General features: G+C 44.2%; 13 protein-coding genes and 1 pseudogene. 4 read left to right on the top strand and 10 right to left on the bottom strand.

Going from position 1 to position 17,301, the window contains the following annotated elements:
- Positions 1-71: 71 nt before the first annotated feature.
- Positions 72-896, bottom strand: coding sequence for a DUF2797 domain-containing protein (locus R7Q47_RS04235; protein ID WP_053303179.1), 825 nt, complete (start codon positions 894-896; stop codon positions 72-74).
- A 335-nt stretch (positions 897-1,231) separates the two neighbouring features.
- On the opposite strand from R7Q47_RS04235, the gene R7Q47_RS04240 reads away from it, so the two are divergent.
- Positions 1,232-2,569, top strand: a complete 1,338-nt coding sequence (locus tag R7Q47_RS04240; protein ID WP_042522150.1) for a GGDEF domain-containing protein — start codon at positions 1,232-1,234, stop codon at positions 2,567-2,569.
- Between the two features lie 142 nt (positions 2,570-2,711).
- Here the strand turns inward: R7Q47_RS04240 and R7Q47_RS04245 are convergent, their stop codons facing one another.
- The 3 genes from R7Q47_RS04245 to R7Q47_RS04255 form a co-directional block, all read right to left on the bottom strand.
- Positions 2,712-4,082 (bottom strand): SLC13 family permease, encoded by a 1,371-nt coding sequence (locus R7Q47_RS04245; protein WP_248487522.1) that lies wholly within the window; start codon positions 4,080-4,082, stop codon positions 2,712-2,714.
- Positions 4,083-4,300: 218 nt separating this feature from the next.
- Positions 4,301-5,035, bottom strand: a complete 735-nt coding sequence (locus R7Q47_RS04250; RefSeq protein ID WP_005388862.1) for a vancomycin high temperature exclusion protein — start codon at positions 5,033-5,035, stop codon at positions 4,301-4,303.
- Between the two features lie 154 nt (positions 5,036-5,189).
- Positions 5,190-6,878, bottom strand: a complete 1,689-nt coding sequence (locus tag R7Q47_RS04255) for an NAD-dependent malic enzyme (RefSeq protein ID WP_005377977.1) — start codon at positions 6,876-6,878, stop codon at positions 5,190-5,192.
- A 213-nt stretch (positions 6,879-7,091) separates the two neighbouring features.
- Here R7Q47_RS04255 and R7Q47_RS04260 point away from each other — a divergent pair.
- From R7Q47_RS04260 to R7Q47_RS04270, 3 genes and pseudogenes are all read left to right on the top strand, one after another.
- Positions 7,092-9,446, top strand: a pseudogene (locus R7Q47_RS04260) (helicase-related protein).
- A 288-nt stretch (positions 9,447-9,734) separates the two neighbouring features.
- Positions 9,735-10,112 (top strand): hypothetical protein, encoded by a 378-nt coding sequence (locus R7Q47_RS04265; RefSeq protein WP_005377965.1) that lies wholly within the window; start codon positions 9,735-9,737, stop codon positions 10,110-10,112.
- A gap of 329 nt (positions 10,113-10,441) precedes the next feature.
- Complete coding sequence (locus R7Q47_RS04270) at positions 10,442-12,115, top strand: alkaline phosphatase D family protein (protein ID WP_248487532.1); 1,674 nt, start codon at positions 10,442-10,444, stop codon at positions 12,113-12,115.
- Positions 12,116-12,193: 78 nt separating this feature from the next.
- Here R7Q47_RS04270 and R7Q47_RS04275 read toward each other — a convergent pair whose 3' ends face one another.
- The 6 genes from R7Q47_RS04275 to R7Q47_RS04300 form a co-directional block, all read right to left on the bottom strand.
- Entirely contained in the window at positions 12,194-13,297 is a 1,104-nt protein-coding gene (locus tag R7Q47_RS04275) for a phosphoribosylaminoimidazolesuccinocarboxamide synthase (RefSeq protein ID WP_064368087.1), read from the bottom strand.
- A gap of 204 nt (positions 13,298-13,501) precedes the next feature.
- Positions 13,502-13,894: a SulA-like leucine-rich domain-containing protein gene (locus R7Q47_RS04280; protein WP_130546007.1), complete on the bottom strand. Its 393-nt coding sequence runs from the start codon at positions 13,892-13,894 to the stop codon at positions 13,502-13,504.
- 412 nt (positions 13,895-14,306) lie between these two features.
- The gene (locus tag R7Q47_RS04285) at positions 14,307-14,489 is read right to left on the bottom strand and encodes a hypothetical protein (protein ID WP_005377960.1); all 183 of its coding nucleotides are present in this window, start codon (positions 14,487-14,489) and stop codon (positions 14,307-14,309) included.
- 177 nt (positions 14,490-14,666) lie between these two features.
- Entirely contained in the window at positions 14,667-15,641 is a 975-nt protein-coding gene (locus R7Q47_RS04290; protein ID WP_213960441.1) for a J domain-containing protein, read from the bottom strand.
- A 76-nt stretch (positions 15,642-15,717) separates the two neighbouring features.
- A complete protein-coding gene (locus R7Q47_RS04295; RefSeq protein WP_005377956.1) occupies positions 15,718-16,377 on the bottom strand; it encodes an OmpA family protein in 660 nt (219 codons plus the stop codon).
- Positions 16,378-16,594: 217 nt separating this feature from the next.
- Positions 16,595-17,290, bottom strand: coding sequence for a DUF2786 domain-containing protein (locus R7Q47_RS04300; protein ID WP_005377954.1), 696 nt, complete (start codon positions 17,288-17,290; stop codon positions 16,595-16,597).
- Positions 17,291-17,301: the final 11 nt, after the last annotated feature.

Consider the following 17,301-nt stretch of genomic DNA (forward strand, 5'->3'; position numbering starts at 1 on the left):
AGAAAAACAAAAGCTCGGGTCAAACTCGAGCTTTTTTCGTTTTTATTTGAATCAACGCGTTTTACAAGCGATTACGCACTAACTTCAACTTCATAGGAAGTGAATTTTCTTACATTAATAACGCCGGTATCAAAGATGAGGTATTGACCTTTGATGCCTTGCAAAGTGCCAGTAACAACCGGGTTTTTATCGAAGTTATGCGAAGTGATCTTCGTTGGGTGCTGTTGTACCGGGTAGCTAAGGTCGGTAATGCTTTCGTTTAATACTTCAATGGCATCTTCGCCGAATTGCTGTTTTATCTCGGCAATTTTCTCTTCGACTAAAGGCAATAGCTCAGCAAAACGGTCCTGCAATGCCATAGGTTCACCGTCACCTTTAAGCAGTGTGCGCCAATTGGTCTTGTCTGCGATATGTTTCGCCAGTTCAACTTCAATTAAACCGGAGATATGGCGAGTTTTTACTTTAAAAATTGGCAAACCCTGAGTCGCGCCTTGGTCAATCCAACGAGTCGGGATTTGAGTATGACGAGTGATACCAACTTTTAAGCTGGATGTGTTGGACAGGTAGACAAAGTGATCCACCATGCAATTCTCTTCACCCCATTGTGGTTCGCGACAAGTCCCTTGATCGTAGTGGCAGGTCTCTGGCTTCATGATGCACATGTCGCAGCTTGCTAGCTTTTTCATGCATACAAAACAGTGGCCTTGCGAATAACTCTTTTTCGTTTTCTTTCCACATGAGCAACAAAAAATATTGCCAGTGTGAGTCAGTGTGAGCGTTTTACCCAGAAACGGAGTTAAGTCGATCTCTTCCTCACCGACAGGAAGACGGTAGTTGACGGCACCGTCCAGAGAAGCACGCATTTTGTTTAGCGTGCCAGTTGCAATTAATGACATGACATTACTCATTATTGTGTTTTTGCACAGTATATACTGAAGTGGAGAAGAGATGCAGGGTTGACAGGAGCTTTAAAGTAAATGTCTTGCACTAAATTATTATGCATCGTGTTTTATTTTCTAAAAGTTATGGCTGTGAAATGCTTCGCAAATAGAAGTTGGGCTGCATTTTTTAGAAATTTTAAAACGTGATAACGCTTCAAAATCCGTTATTATGTGTCGAAACTAAGAATTAATTTAAAAAGTAATTTTATTTCTTGATAAATCACCTTTATTTCATTTTTGAAATTATTGAACCTCACGTATTGTATATAATCTCAGCAGGTCACTTGCCCATGAAGTGGATCCATAACTTTATCTTTGCTCTTTCTATTTGCACTATCAGTTTGGTTGCCCTTTATAGTGTGCTTGGCGATACGCGAAAGCTGACCATTACACCTGAGCATTTCAATATCTATGCAACTAAAGATGCCAGTGAAGGAGGTGTGAGTGAGGCAGATATCACATACGATCGGCAAAGCCTAGTTCTTAGCTGTGAACTAAAGCAGAGCTCGTATGCTTGGCCTTATTGCGGAATCTCGGTTTATACCGATTCAGCAACGCCAACACAGGGTATTGACCTTTCCAACTACCATACGATTCGATTGAAGGTGCGATATGAAGAGGCAGGAATAGGGGCTAACCCTAGCCACGACCTACGTTTGTATCTTCGCAATTATAATTCTGAGTATTCCAAACCGGACGACGAGTACACCATTAAATATAATGGCATGCAGTTTTCTCCGTCGGGTTCGATCGATATTGTCGAAATTCCGATTAAAAATCTTCAGGTGATGACCTGGTGGTTAGCAGATAACGGAGTCGCGATTGAACACTCTGCACCTGAATTTTCAAACATCACACGTATTGATATTGCAACTGGGTCTGGTGCGGCACTTGGTAAACATAGAATTGTGATTGATAAAATTGAGTTTGAAGGCGCTTACCTTGCGCAAGAAACATTGTTGTATGCATTATTACTCTCTTGGATGGCGCTTGGACTGGCTTTTTCACTGCATGAGTTACGAAAAAATAGAGTGGCTTATGAAAAAGCGCAAAAGCGTCACCGTCATTTGGAAAAGGTGAATGATACTTTGCGAGCTCAAAACTATGAGTTTGCAGAGTTAGCGCATCGAGATGCTTTGACGGGCGCGATGAACCGATATGCTGTGCAACACTGGCTGGAACAACAATCTCGTCAGGTTCGCTGGGGGCATAACACCTTCAGTATTCTCTATTTGGACTTGGATAAGTTTAAAAAGGTGAACGACAAATTTGGGCACCAAATGGGGGATGACATATTGCGCGAATTTGTCATGGTGGTAGCGACTTCTATTTACTCAGACGATCGACTCGTTCGTTGGGGCGGCGAAGAGTTTGTCGTATTTTGCCCTGATACCAATATTGAACAAGCGCTAGAGAAGGCAGAAATGATTCGCAAAAATGTGGAGGATCATTTGTGGGTGCACGGTGAATCATTAACTTGCAGTATTGGCATTGCCCAAATGCAGAATGAACGCGTCTCAGAAACCATGGCGAGAGCTGACGAAGTGTTGTATCAGGCGAAGCGCAATGGTCGCAACCGAGTGGAAGCTCATTATGGTTTACTTGCTTGCGAAAAGAAGCAAGCCTGATAGCCGTTCACTGAAAGGAAAGAAAAAAGGTGGCCAACTGGCCACCAAGAGGGAAACTGCTGAACACCACTTAGGGGGGAAGTTTGGGTTATCGATACGATTACCGTGAGCAGCAGTGTAGTGCTAATCGAACTTGCTATTTTTACCAGAACACCCAAGCGAAAAGCGTTAGTGCAGCAATACAGGCAATGTTTAATACGAAACCAATTCGCATCATTTCTTTTTGCTTGATATGACCCGTACCGAACACAATCGCGTTTGGAGGTGTTGCAACTGGTAACATAAATGCACAAGATGCAGCGACGGCAATCAGTGCAGAAAGAATAACCGGAGACATGCCTAAGGCTTCTGCAATGGTCGCAAATACAGGGACAAGTAGTGCAGCACTGGCGGTGTTACTCGCAAACTCAGTTAAGAAGACAACAAAAGCAACCACTGCAAGAATCGTTAAGAGAATACCAGCTTGCTCAAGGAAGCCTGACAAGCTATGAGCCAAAAATACGCTTGTTCCGGTTGTTTTTAGGACGTTACTCAGACAGATACCACCACCAAATAGGATTAACACACCCCAGTCGGTTGTTTTCTCAATATCTTTCCACTCGACGGCGCGAGAAGCACCAAGTAGAAGGATGGCGCCAATAGCTACAAGAGTATCGAACTTCGCGAAGCCACCCAGCATAGCGTTAATAGGCTTACTGAATATCCACAACGTCACGGTCAGTAAGAAAATCGCCAACGTAATCATTTTGCCGTTTGTCCATTCGACTGGTTGATGGTCAAGGTCAAACTTGTGGCTAAGGTCAGGCTTAGTCATCGTGTACAATACGAGGATAGCGATTGGCATTAATACTAGGGAAATAGGTACACCAAACTTCATCCATTCAGTGAAGCTAAGGCCAACTTCAGCTGCTGCAATTGCGTTTGGTGGGCTACCAACCAGTGTTGCAATACCACCAATTGAAGCACTGTAAGCGATACCGAGTAGAACAAACAAAAAGGTGTTGTGGTTTTTCTTGGCGTCTAGCTTTGCCATCACACCCAGCACAAGCGGTAACATCATCGCGGCGGTGGCGGTGTTTGAAATCCACATTGACAGGCCAGCACTCACACCAAATAGCATGAATACAGCGACAGACATTTTTCCTCTTGCCAGCAATAGTACTTTATCTGCAATAGCTTGATCTAACTTTTGTTTATGTAGAGCCGCAGCTAGTGCAAAACCACCCAAAAATAGAAAAATGATGGAGTTGGAAAAGTTATTCAGTGCGGCTTGAGTGTTGAACACACCCAAAAATACCGCAAGTAGTGGTATGAGCAGCGCAGTAATGCTGACGTGAATCGCTTCGGTTAGCCACAGAATAGCAACAAAAACTAAGATGCTCAGGCCGGTTACTACTTGTGGTTCAAAGGGTAAGGTATTAAACAAGATAATGAACAATAGGATATTCGCGTTCAAAATCATGCTGTTGCGAGTGAAGAACCAATTCTTCAATGTCACAGCGAGTGCGGTCATGGGTAGTGCTCCTTTTGCATTGCCTTTTGTCGGTTTTTTATGGCAAAGTAACTGACTTGTAGTTATTTATTGATGAAATGTTACTTTGAATGCGAAAAAGAGTTTTGCCTGAATCGTAGAGCAAATTAGAAAGTGTGATGTTGAGAATTGGAAATGGGTAGAAAACTACCCATTTGTTTTATAGAAATGTTACTAGGCTTGTGAGCCACGTTATTCCTCTATTCGACGGGGACTTGAAGAGGCTCGTTAGCTGCTTTATTTGGTTCTTTTACTGCAACGATAGGTTCTTGAGGGCCAAGAAACTTAGGCTGCGTATTGATAATATACAGGTCTAAAAACGCTTTCACACGGGCTAGCAGTTCTCGAACACGCATCGATGTTTTTTGCTTGTTGGCCGTCGGCCCTGCTACCGCGAGACACTGTGCATCAATGCTGTAAGCATCAGCGATGAACAGTGCGCGTTCGCAGTGAAAGCGTTGAGTCACAATCAGAAATCGCTCCGAAGCAAAAATTTTTTTTGCTCGTACAATCGAATCTAAGGTACGAAAGCCAGCATAATCAAGGTGAATCACTTCTTCAGGCACGCCTGCTTTAAGTAAGTCGCGTTTCATTGTCCACGGTTCGTTGTATGAACGGTGGGCGTTATCACCACTCAATAAAAACTGTTTTACTTTGCCTTGGTTGTAAAGCTCAATCGCCGCATTAATGCGATGAGTGTAGTAAGTGTTGAGGATCTTTCCGATGTATTTACTGGTACCAAGAACTACGGCAACCTCATGTTGAGGGATTTGCTCGTATTCAGTGAAAATGCTCTCTTTGGCTTGTAAAACCACCCACCGGTCGATGGCAATAACAGAAACAAGCAGACTAAGTGCAGAGATCGACAAAATCAAAGCAAATCGCTTCCAGGAAAATTTCAGCTTCCACTTTGATCTTATGCGAGAAAACAACAAAACGTTTTATATCCTTAACTAAAAATGTAGTTCTCATCATATCTGATAGAAACAAAAAGAGAGAAGCCCATTTATGCCAAAATCTGGTTAGGATGATAAAAAAATAAAAGCCCCTACATGGTAGGGGCTAATTATTAAACGAATTGTCTCAAGCTTAGAACGCAGTGCGTTTGTAGCGGCGGTAAACAGGTTGCCAGAACGACTGTTCAATCGCCACGTTCAATGCTTCATCAGTAATTTCTAATGCGACACCTTGTTCAATTGCCTTTTTACCAACGGCAAATGCGATTTTTTTCGACACCAAGTGGATCTCTTCCAGTGGTGGAAGTAGTGCACCACGACCATTGATTGCTAGAGGAGAACATGTTGCTAGCGCGCGACTTGATTCCATTAGCATCTCGTCAGTGACACGTTTTGCATTGACAGCAAGTACACCAAGGCCAATGCCTGGGAAGATGTAGCTGTTGTTACATTGTGCAATAGGGTAAGTGCGACCTTCATGAACCACTGGCTCAAATGGGCTACCTGTTGCAACCAGTGCTTCACCATTTGTCCAACGAATGATGTCGTTCGGTGTCGCTTCCACGCGGCTTGTTGGGTTCGACAGTGGGAAGACAATCGGACGCTTACAGTGTTTATGCATTTCTTCGATGACTTCTTGGCTAAATAGGCCAGGAGCACCAGAAACACCAATTAGTACCGTTGGCTTCGCGTTACGCATTACATCGAGTAGTGAGAAGCCATTTCCTTCATTTTCCCACTCTTTCGTATTGGTATGCTTTTGCACCAAGCGTTGTTGGAAATCAAGAAGGTTAGGCATGCCTTCTTGTAACAGACCCCAACGGTCAACCATGTAAACTTGTGAGCGAGCTTGCTCGTCAGAAATTCCTTCCGATACCATTTGTGCGATGATCGCTTCTGCGATACCACAACCAGCAGACCCTGCCCCTAGGAAGGTAATACGTTGTTTAGAAAGCTGAGTTCCTGCTGCTTTACAGGCGGCAAGTAGGGAACCAACAGTAACAGCTGCAGTACCCTGAATATCATCATTGAAGCAACACACGCGGTCTTTGTAACGCTCTAGAAGAGGCATCGCATTTTTCTGAGCAAAGTCTTCGAACTGGATCAAAGCATCAGGCCAACGGCGCTGTACCGCTTGGATAAACTCTTCTACAAATGCATCGTATTCTGCACCCGTAATACGAGGATGACGCCAACCCATGTACATCGGATCAGCTAAGCGTTGCGGGTTATTGGTACCCACATCAAGCACGATTGGTAGCGTGTAAGCAGGGCTGATACCACCACACGCGGTATATAGTGACAGTTTACCGATAGGAATACCCATGCCGCCGATACCTTGGTCACCCAAGCCAAGGATACGTTCGCCATCTGTCACAACAATCACTTTAACGTTGTGGTTTGCTGCGTTGTTCAGCAAGTCGTCAATACGGTCACGGTTCGGGTATGAAATGAACAGACCACGACCACGACGGTAAATGTTAGAGAAGTTTTCACATGCTGCGCCAACAGTCGGCGTGTAGATGATAGGCATCATCTCAGAAATGTGATTTTGCACTAGGCGGTAATACAATGTTTCGTTGGTGTCTTGGATGTTACGCAGATAAATGTGCTTATCCATATCGCTTTCGAAACTTTTGTATTGCTGGTAGGCACGTTCCACCTGCTCTTGGATAGTTTCGGTCGACTCTGGAAGCAGACCTTCTAAGTTGAATGAACTACGTTCTTCAGCAGAGAATGCACTGCCTTTGTTCAAAAGAGGGGTTGCTAAAAGAGCCGGACCCGCATATGGAATATATAGTGGGCGTTTATCGTTGTTCATTGGGTGCCTTATGTAGGGTTGAAGGATGCGCACCAAATTTTAACGGGTTCACTATTTAGTTGTAAACATGCGTTGATGCACATCAATGTAATGTCGCAAAAAAATTCAGATACCGACGAAAATATCGGCAATATTGGTTGTTTAGAGATACCTAAAGCAGGATTTTTTTACTTGGGTATAATGTTTTGCATCATCAAATCAAGTCCAATTTCTATGTTTCAACTACCTATCGACAGCCTGCAAGCCGAGTTTGACCATCATGTAAGCCTTAACCATCTTGTGGTGGAAGCCGAAACCGGGTCGGGTAAATCTACCCGCTTGCCCATGTGGGCGGCAAAACACGGACGCGTTCTGGTTATTGAACCACGTCGAATTGCTTGTACCTCGCTGGCTGAATTTCTTGCGGAGCAATCTGGAGAGCCAATAGGTCGCAAAGTCGGTTACGCGATCAAGCTTCATGCCTACTTTGATGAAAAAACCGAAGTTGTATTTGTGACTCCGGGGGTTGCACTGCGTTGGTTTTCGGAAAACAAGCTAGCAGACTTTGATGTCGTGATAGTGGACGAATTTCACGAGCGACGCTGGGATATTGATCTATTAACCGCCATTTTGAAGCAAGAAAATCAACATCGATTGATCGTCACTTCCGCTACCTTAGAAGGCGAAAAGCTTGCTCGTTACCTGAATGCTAAGCGTCTGCGTTCGGAGGGACGTTGCTTTCCAGTCACGGTGACACATCGTTCTACAGACAGCCGCTATTTACCGAACAAAAAGGGATGTGAACAGGAGGTTGTCGGAGCGGTAAAAGAAGTACTGGAAGATGAAGATGGCGATATTCTTGTTTTTCTCCCAGGACGTAAAGAGATCGCCCAATGCGCGCAGATGCTACAAAGCAGCAGTGATGTCATGGTGGTTAAACTTCATGCCTCGGTCAGTGATGAAGAACGACATCGTGCGCTGACGGTACAAAAGCAACGGAAAGTCGTATTGGCAACCAACGTCGCGGAAACCTCTCTGACCATTCCTAATATCCGTGTGGTAATCGATAGTGGTTTAGAGCGCAGAACTGTACAACGAAATGGAAGTACAGCACTGACATTAACCAACATTTCTAAGGCCAGTGCCGCGCAGCGAATGGGGCGAGCAGGTCGCGTTACCGAAGGGGCTTGTATTCGTCTATATGGTGAGCACGCGCCTTTAGAGTTGGTGACACCTCCAGAATTACACAGAGAAGAGCTCGTCGAGCCCATGCTGGCAGCGGCTTGTTGTGGGTACCGTCTCTCAACACTCGATTTTCTCGACTTAATTCCCCCAAAGTCGCTAGAGGCATCTCATTCGACGTTGTTATCTATGGAAGCGATTGATGAGGATGGCAATGTCACGCAGCATGGGAGAAAAGTATATCCACTACCCATTGATGCACTGTTTGCCGATCTTGTTACCAGAATTCAAGCGAAGCCAGAGAAGGAAGCAATGATTGATTTGGCTGCCGCCTTATCTGTGCCTGCATAGCTCTATCAGCGACAAAGTGGCGAAGTCGCTGAGCTTCTATCTCAAGAGGAGCCATACGGATGTGATGCCTCTTTGCTTATCCGTTTGGTTCGGGGGGAGCGATTTCCGGGCATTGTCATTGATGCCAGCGCACTCGAAGAGTCACAAGGTTTAGCGAAACAAATGCGAGAAGTATTTGAATTGCCGGAACTTGACGTTGCCTCTCGATATAAACGTGAAGCGCTCTTTTTCTCCATCGCCTCATTGCATCCTGAGCTTGTGTTTGTCCGACGAGCTCGTCGAAGGGATGCTCTAGGAAATGGCGTAGTCGAGATGCTGGTTGGGCGTAACAGCCGCTTTCCTGACAAAGAAGAAGCGGCAATCGTGCTAGATAGCCATAGCGTGCCAGGACGAGGCGTTAAGCAAACACTGAACCTCGCATCGGTTATGATGCCTATCCCGCTGACATTATTACGCGAACTTGAATTTGGGGAGTGGCAACAAGGTGAGACGAATTATGAAGAAGAGACGCCAAGAGCAACAATGCACCTGGTCTACGCCGGGCGAACAATCTGTACTGAACATCAAGCGTTAAAAGGTGATGTTGCTGTTCAGTCTATTGTCGAAATGATAGAAGACGAGACACTGTTACCAGGTTTTGCTTCTCAAAGAAAACAGCAAATCCAACACTGGAAACTCTACAACGCATTGGGCCTTAATGTCGAAGGAGAAGAGGTTAACGACTTGGCCTCCTTGACATTTTCTAGCTGGTTAAAGGATCAGTTGGAAACATTAGGCGTTGAAAACACCGATGATATGGCGTTGTTTGAACCAGAAGACTTAAAATTTAACGGTGTTCCAGAATGGGAATACGACGATTTCACGGAGCAGTACCCTTTAGAACTTTCGCTGCCAGAACTCCAACTAGATGTCGAGTATTACGCGTCTCGCAAGCTGGTACAGGTCGTTTATCGAGAGGGAAACCGTAAGGGAGACCCGAAGCGTTGGGAGCTGCCACGCTGGGCTGGTTGGAAGATACAGTATAAAAAGGCCAGTCGAGTGATTGATGTGAAGTAGGTCGGCGGATGACGTTGTGACAAGAATTGATATTTTCTTGGTGAATCTATAATGATTTCATATTGATAGCGTTACTTGCGTGTTGTTTTTAGTTTCTTAATTGAAATATTAATCAATTGAATGCTTATATATGGCGAAGCTGTACATCAGTTGTTACAAAGCTGGTTTTAATATTTCCTTTTGTATGTAAATTAGGGCATAAAAGACGAATGTTTTATATCCCATTGCTATATCAAAACAGTTGAACGATATTTGGTATATCTCATTTTCGAGTGTCGGGGGCATAGAATGGATCAACAAGGAAAGACGTGCATTGAATTCGACTACACTAGCTTTTTAGGAGCGACAGGTAGTAAAAAATGGACCTTTTTAGAGGCATTTGCCACCATCGCGCCTATTTTCGGTTTGATGTGGAAACAGAACATTGCGGAATTGAGCAAGCCTGAAGATCGGTTGTGGGATGCCGCATTAAAATCGATGTCTTCTCGTAAAAGTGATGAATCCAATTTGGTCCGCTTAACCCAGCTAGCTAAACATGAAGGGATCAATGAATTGCGAGTCGTTATGCCATATTCGCTCGATGTTCAGCAAATCGAGTACATAGAATCTCGCAGTCAGTTGAAGGTGGATACGTCAGAACAAGATGTCCTGAACATCAAGTTTTAGGCTGAGCATTTCCACTTCATCGATGTACCACTTAACAATAGTGCAATGAAAAGCGACCTCAAAGTAGGTCGCTTTTTTATTTTGAGGTTTTTGTCACAGGTCTTGGAAGTGTGATGAATATAGAGTATTTGCACTTAAATTAACAAAAATGTAACGTTTGGAAATGCAATTGTCATAACTAGCTTCTAACTTTGTGTTTTTAGGACAAATTACCGACTAAGTGGTTGGTACTGTAAGTTCGAATTAACGTCCCTTATTGGCACACAAGGATGATTGAGTCACCACGTCATTTGGGCATAAAAACAAACACAATAAGAAAGGAAGTCAATATGTCTTTGTCTCGTCGAGACTTTATGAAAGCTGCCTCTTCAACGGCGATTGTTACCGGGCTGGTGGGCTGTGGTAGCGATGCTAGTGAATCTGTTGCGGTTACCTTTGAGCACGGAGTGGCGAGTGGAGATCCTACTCAAACACAAGTAATCATTTGGACTCGTGTTACAACCTCAGCGAGCTACGCAGATGTAAGCTGGCAAGTTTCATCTAACGAAAATTTTACTGATATCGTGCAAAGTGGCACTTTTGCCACAGACACGAGCCGAGATTTCACGGTAAAAGTTGATGTTCAAAACCTCAACGCAAATTCTCGCTACTGCTATCGATTCATGGTTGGAGATGTCACTAGCGAAGTCGGGCAAACTCAAACATTACCAGAGGGTGGTGTAGAAAAGGCATCCATGGCCGTTGTTTCTTGCGCAAACTATCCTGCTGGTTATTTCCATGTGTATCGAGAGATCTTAAATCAACATGAGCAAGAACCGTTTGATGTGGTACTTCATCTCGGTGATTACATTTATGAGTATGGGGCTGGTGGCTACGCTAGTGAAGATGCTGAGGCACTAGGGCGAGAGCCAAGCAAAGGCACTGAATGCATTACCTTAGATGATTACCGAAAACGGTATGCGCAATATCGCCAAGATGCTGATCTGCAAGCGTTACATGCGAGCCTACCAATGATTGCAGTCTGGGATGACCATGAGCTTGCAAATGATAGTTGGAAAAATGGTGCGGAAAACCATCAAGAAGAGGAAGGCCGCTTTAATGATCGTCGTGCAGCTGCGGCTGCCGCGTGGACAGAATGGTTGCCCGTTCGTGAAAACACTTTCTCAAACATGCTGATTTACCGTCAGTTTTCGTTTGGAAGTTTAGTCAATTTGATGATGCTCGACACGCGACTTGTGGGGCGTGATAAACCGTTGGATTATTTCTCGCTCAGCTCACCAACGATGGAAGCTATTGGCGGTTTAGTTGCCCAGTCGCGCAGTCAAGACCGAGAGCTGTTAGGCGGTGACCAACTCGCTTGGCTGATGGATGAGTTCAGTACGCACGACGCAACTTGGAATGTGCTAGGGCAACAAGTGTTAATGTCTCGTATGGAGTTGCCAAGTTCGGTTATGACCGCGATGTTTCAATTGTTTACTGCCACTGAAGAACAAAAAACAGAGGCGTTATTAGCGGTAAACTCTGCGATTACGGGTTATCTCTCTGACCCAAGTTTAGATACCATTGCTTTGCCATATAACCTAGATGCATGGGATGGCTACTACGTTGAGCGAGAGAAAGTTTATCAACTGGTCAAAGCCAGCAGTGGTAACTTTGTCTGCTTGGCCGGAGATACGCACAACGCATGGGCAAGTGAGCTTAAAGACGTATCTAAGCATCCTATCGGGGTAGAGTTTGCGACTAGCTCTGTGAGTTCCCCTGGGTTAGAGGCCTACCTCGCGTTAGACCCTGTCGCGATCGCTCAAATGGAATACACGCTGCCGCACTTAGTGTCAGAATTACAGTGGGCAGACATCAAACAGCGTGGCTTTATGCGCGTTACTTTTACGCCCGGCAAGGCAGAGTCGACCTGGTATTTCGTATCAACGATTAAAGACAAAACATATCAGGTGACGACCAAGTCAGCCTCTACAACAGATGGCACTACGTTAAATATCGGCTAAACTGAGCCTAATACGAAAAAAGTCCGCAAGCTAGTGCGGACTTTTTATTGGAAAGCGTTTAGCAATCTAGCGACAGTGCTAGTCAATCAATCCGTATTCTTTGCTCAGAACTTCGATGATTTCCGCTTTCGGATTCTCACTCAAATGAATCGGCTTGCCTGTAATCTTCTCGGCAATACCAATGTAGGTGCTCGAAATCGCCATCAAAGATTCGACGGGTAAAGCATTATCACGAGCGAGTGCTTCACGCTCTGGCATACGTTCTTTATTTAGCAAGATATCTGGGTCAGGGAAGTGGTTAAGTAGGAACTGGCGGAAACCTTCTTTTGAGTTCTCTACGATGTGACCTGCTTGGTACTCTTTAGCATCCCATATACGAGATGAGTCTGGTGTACCCACTTCATCCATGTAAATCAGCTTTTCATTGCCAGCAGCATCATGAACATAACCAAATTCGAATTTGGTATCGACAAAGATTTGGTCAATTGCTTCTAATGCTTGGCTGATAACGTTAAAGCCTTCTTTCAGCAGTTTTTCGTAGAGTGCGATATCGTCCGCACTTGAGAAGTTAAATGCTTCGTAGTTGTCTACGATATTTTGACGAGTAATATTAACGTCATCGGCTTCTGGCACACCGGGAATGCCTTTTAGAATGCCTTTTGTGGATGGGGTCATTAGCAACTCTGGCAGTGCTTTGTCTTTTTCTAACCCTTCAGGAAGTTGGATTCCACAAAACTCGCGCTCGCCATTTGCGTAAGCGCGCCACATCGAACCCGTGATGTATTTGCGGCAGATGGCTTCGATTTTTACCGGTTTGGCTTTTTGTACAATCCAAACAAAAGGGTGAGGAATGTCTAGAATATGGCTATCTGCTAAGCCATTTTCTTTGAACAGTTTGAACCAGTGATTAGAAATCGCATTAAGCGCAGCCCCTTTACCCGGGACACCATTAAGACCACCTTCAGCATGCCAAATACAATCGAATGCAGAGATTCGGTCGCTAATCACCATGATAGCCAAAGGCGCATCTGGAGCGACATTGTATCCTTTTTCTTTGATCAGTCGGGCGCTGTCTTCTTCAGTTAACCAGTAAACTGAACGAACTTTTCCACTATGAACGGGTTTATGGGTGCGAATTGGCAGGTCGTCATTGACGGCAAGTACTTGATTAGCAAGGCTCATTGCGACATTCCTATCATCTTAATCAAACGTCAGAAAGAGAAGATATTCAGCAAAATGTGGGCGCTGAATAAATCGAATGTGGGCATCATACCAGAACTATTTTAACTCGCCAGAGAAAAAGCAAACGTTTGCCTGTTTTCTTTAATACAAAAAAATGCCCCCTTAAAAAGGAGGCGAGATGCAGGATGGATAACGTCGATCTTGTTAGTGGTACTTATTAACTCTGCCTTCGACGAAAAAGACTTCACACTGATAACGTTGAGCAATATCGCGAAGCATTGATTGATTCATTAGGGCAATCTTGTTCGATGCGACGACAGCGCTAGCGTTACCAGACTGAATAGCTTTAATCACGATTTCCACTTCAGAAAGCTGTTGAGACGGCTTCATCTGAATGATGTTTTTACAGCAAATATTAGAAGCAGTGAGTTGTTCAAAGTCTGGACGAGGGCAGTCTGCTGTAAACAAAATCCATTGTTTCTGCTGCGATAAAACAGCCAGCTTAGATAGAAGCTGATCCGAAACGGCCATGGGCTTAGTTGCTTGTGCCAATACGTTGTAGCGAGAGTATGTATGAGATTGACTTTGTAACTGCATCTTACTGTTCCTTTATACATGCTGTATGCCTATACAGTAGTTTGTTTTGGCGACCTGATCAACAAGTTTCTCAAAAGTTATTTGCGGTTTTTTGAGAAGGAAATAAAAGGATTTTATTTTAAGTGATTGAATTTATTTGTTTATTTTTCATTTCTGATATGTCTAACATCAATTTAAAAATGTGAGGTGAGTAGAAAGTTGGACGAGAGACATACAGGGGTTTACTACTGTATATACAGGTGTTTTTCACGGACAGTGGTTTGTATACAGTGGAAGAGGGCTGATAACCGATGCGACATGCTATGTAGGATAGGAGGGAATACGAGATAGAGATTGGAAATAGGCTTGGGCGATCAAAAAAGCGCCTTATAAAAGGCGCTTTTGAAAATCAGTTCCATTGATTCCGTCTTGCTTAGCTCGCTCGTTGCAAACGTTCGCGCATTTGCAATTCGCCTTGGTTAAATAGGCGCACGTCGATTTTCGCCATATCGTAACAAGCTTTACATGAGTAGTGGTGCTTGCCATCTAAATAATCGTGACGAGTTACAAGACTAGGTTTTTTACACCAATCACAGGTGCCTTCTTCAGTGAACATTGATTTTCTCCCCACCTAGATTAATTTGAGTCGTTAGGTGTTATTTTGCGCCGGGCATTATGGCATAAAAGCGCGACTTAAGTTAAATGTCTGTTAATTTCTTTGAGAGGGAGATCGATTGCGGTGTTTGATTATATGGGAATAAAAGCATGGCAGCCAAAGTATCCTGACCTATTTTTACTGTTTTGTAACATTTTGTGAGACGAGCTTAAAGGCATGATTGAGTCGCTTCATTTCTTCTTCACTGCCCCTTGTGTCAGGATGATAAAGCTTTGATAATTGTCTATAGCGTAGCTTGATTGCCTGTAAATCAGGGATGGTTTGTGGTGTGTAGCCAAACATAGCACACGCGACGCTTAGCTTATGGTTTTCTGCCTGAGTTTTGGATTTCTTAAATTCTCTGAATACTTTCTCTAACTGACGCTTCAGTTGCTTGTTCGTAAACTCTAGCTCTTTTATTTTTTCCGCCATTCGTTGATTTTGGCTTTCCTCTTTGGCTTCACGCGCTTTTCTATTCTGCTTGAGTTTTTTGATCACGAGGAAACTTAAGCCGCTGATGATGAGGATCGCCGCTAGCCAAATCAGCCATAGAAACTGCGAGTGTTTTACTTTGGGGGTTGCAACTGTGCTTTTCTCTTCTTGTGTTTGCTCTGCTTTTTTATCGAGCGACTTTATTTGCGAGACTTGTTTAGCTCGTAGTTGGTTGAAGCGCAGCTCTAACAGTTGATTATAAGCTTGTTCTGCTGCTGGATTATGCTGAGAAGCCATTTGATACAAGGCTTCAGTCAATTGAGAAGTTGTGACCTTACCTGGATTGCGCTGAATAAAATCGGCGAGAAGAAAGCCACGATCGGTTGGGTCATTGAGTGCGATAGAGGTTAGCCAATATAACGCTTGTGTTTCATTTTTTTCGCCATTTATCCCTTTAGCAAAGTCGTTCGCGAGCTGTTTTTGTGCAGGGAGGTAGCCTTGGTTGGCGGATTGCTCTAGCCAGTAGCGCGTTTCTGGTGAGGCTTCAGCTTCGTTTGATGCCAATAATTGTTGTGCGTACTCGTATTGTTCGATGGGGTCATTTGGAGCTTGAGAGGCAAGTGAGTAGCCAGAAAAGCTGAGGCTAAATAAGCAGAGTAGGGCAGACGTTTTGACAGACATTAATATGTCAGGCCTAACGATAATGGTTAGGCCTGCTCCGGTAATTTTTTATTATTACCGTTATGGTGCAACCAAATTACTTCAGTGGCAAGATCTGGATTTCAACACGACGGTTGCACGCACGACCTTCAGAAGTTTGGTTTGAGCAAATTGGGTTACGTTCGCCGTAGCCGCGTGCAATTGCACGACCAGGTGCAACGTTTTGAGATACTAGGAATTGACGTACGGACTCTGCACGGCGCTCTGACAACGTTTGGTTGTATGACTCACTACCTGTGCTATCCGTGTAACCGTCAATAACGAGACTGGTATCTGGGTACTCAACTAGGATGCGAGCAACACCGCGTAGAGTATTATGGATACTAGCATCAAGCTGGTAAGAGCTTGAAGAGAAGCCGATACCGTTTTCCATACGCAGTAAAAGCTGATTTTCACCAACACGCTGAACTTGTACGCCAGAGTTTAGCAAAGCGCGACGTAATTCCGCTTCTTGTTGGTCAAAGTAGTAACCAACGCCAGCGCCAGTCGCTCCGCCTGCGGCTGCACCAATGAGTGCATGCTGACGACGTTCTTTAGCATCATCACCCGTTGCTAGGCCGATTGCTGCGCCAGCGATCGCACCAATAAGCGCGCCTTGCGTGGTGGAGTTAGTTTCGTATTCACCCGTTGTTGCATTTTGGCGTTGAGTGGCTTGACAGCCAGTAAGAGCTAGCACTAGAGCTAGTGCAATAGGCATCTTTTTCAAGGGAAAATCTCCGTATAAAACTGAGGCGAAACCATGCCTCATAATGGGATGCGAATTATGAATAAACAAGCATTAATATTTGTTATGAGAAAGTAAGATTGATAAGAGTTTCTGTAAGAAAATTCCTATCAATACTGCCAAAGCTCTCAAAGTAAGCCCCATAGACATCGAAGTCATTGCTGCTTATGTGAATCCTTTACCATCCTGGCTATTTCGATGAATCGCCCAACATTTTGCGTGCTTGTTCGCCGCCCACTCCACGGTTAACTGAAACCTTTCTACCTTTCTTTAAGCCCACTTCGTAGTCTTCAGTTAGGTTTTTCATCGCTTCTTTCAATTGCTTCTTGAACGTTTCGCGGTCAATGTTTTGGAATTCTTTATCAATATAGTCATTAATTTTATTGGCCGACTCTTCATCTGGAGAAATAATTGGCAATTTTTCAATCGCGCCTTCCACCCAGCCAGATACAAATGAGTTCACACGGCGAGTCACTTCCTGAGAAGAGGTGCCGGTGCCAGCAAAGCTGTTTCGGAATTGTCCGGTACTTTCGTTCATCTCGCGATAAACAATATCGAAAGCAAATGCAGCAAAAATAGCGCGATCTGCTTCACCGATAAATTCGACACGTTTGAGCCCTTTGTGATTCAACAATACTGCTTCGACACCGAATTTTGTGTTAATGCCGCGAATCACTCGCAATATGGTAGAACTGATGTTCGCTGGTAGCAGATGAGAAGATTGTGTTTTTCCCATTCTGATGAACTCAATATCGTCTTTATCGAGACCATATTTAAGCATGAGGCGATGTGCCATTTTGATAGCATTGGCAGCCTCATTAACATTAGCGGAATTGCCCAGTTCTAAGCACTTGGCGATTTTTTTCAGAGCTTTTTGTTTATCCATCGACAACCAGT

The sequence above is a fragment of the Vibrio sp. Vb0349 genome (assembly GCF_033338975.1).

Coding starts and splice junctions, on each gene's coding strand:
- R7Q47_RS04235 (WP_053303179.1), bottom strand. CDS start 896: ATGTCATTAATTGCAACTGGCACGCTAAACAAAATGCGTGCTTCTCTG.
- R7Q47_RS04240 (WP_042522150.1), top strand. CDS start 1,232: ATGAAGTGGATCCATAACTTTATCTTTGCTCTTTCTATTTGCACTATC.
- R7Q47_RS04245 (WP_248487522.1), bottom strand. CDS start 4,082: ATGACCGCACTCGCTGTGACATTGAAGAATTGGTTCTTCACTCGCAAC.
- R7Q47_RS04255 (WP_005377977.1), bottom strand. CDS start 6,878: ATGAACAACGATAAACGCCCACTATATATTCCATATGCGGGTCCGGCT.
- R7Q47_RS04265 (WP_005377965.1), top strand. CDS start 9,735: ATGGATCAACAAGGAAAGACGTGCATTGAATTCGACTACACTAGCTTT.
- R7Q47_RS04270 (WP_248487532.1), top strand. CDS start 10,442: ATGTCTTTGTCTCGTCGAGACTTTATGAAAGCTGCCTCTTCAACGGCG.
- R7Q47_RS04275 (WP_064368087.1), bottom strand. CDS start 13,297: ATGAGCCTTGCTAATCAAGTACTTGCCGTCAATGACGACCTGCCAATT.
- R7Q47_RS04280 (WP_130546007.1), bottom strand. CDS start 13,894: ATGCAGTTACAAAGTCAATCTCATACATACTCTCGCTACAACGTATTG.
- R7Q47_RS04285 (WP_005377960.1), bottom strand. CDS start 14,489: ATGTTCACTGAAGAAGGCACCTGTGATTGGTGTAAAAAACCTAGTCTT.
- R7Q47_RS04290 (WP_213960441.1), bottom strand. CDS start 15,641: ATGTCTGTCAAAACGTCTGCCCTACTCTGCTTATTTAGCCTCAGCTTT.
- R7Q47_RS04295 (WP_005377956.1), bottom strand. CDS start 16,377: ATGCCTATTGCACTAGCTCTAGTGCTAGCTCTTACTGGCTGTCAAGCC.
- R7Q47_RS04300 (WP_005377954.1), bottom strand. CDS start 17,290: ATGGATAAACAAAAAGCTCTGAAAAAAATCGCCAAGTGCTTAGAACTG.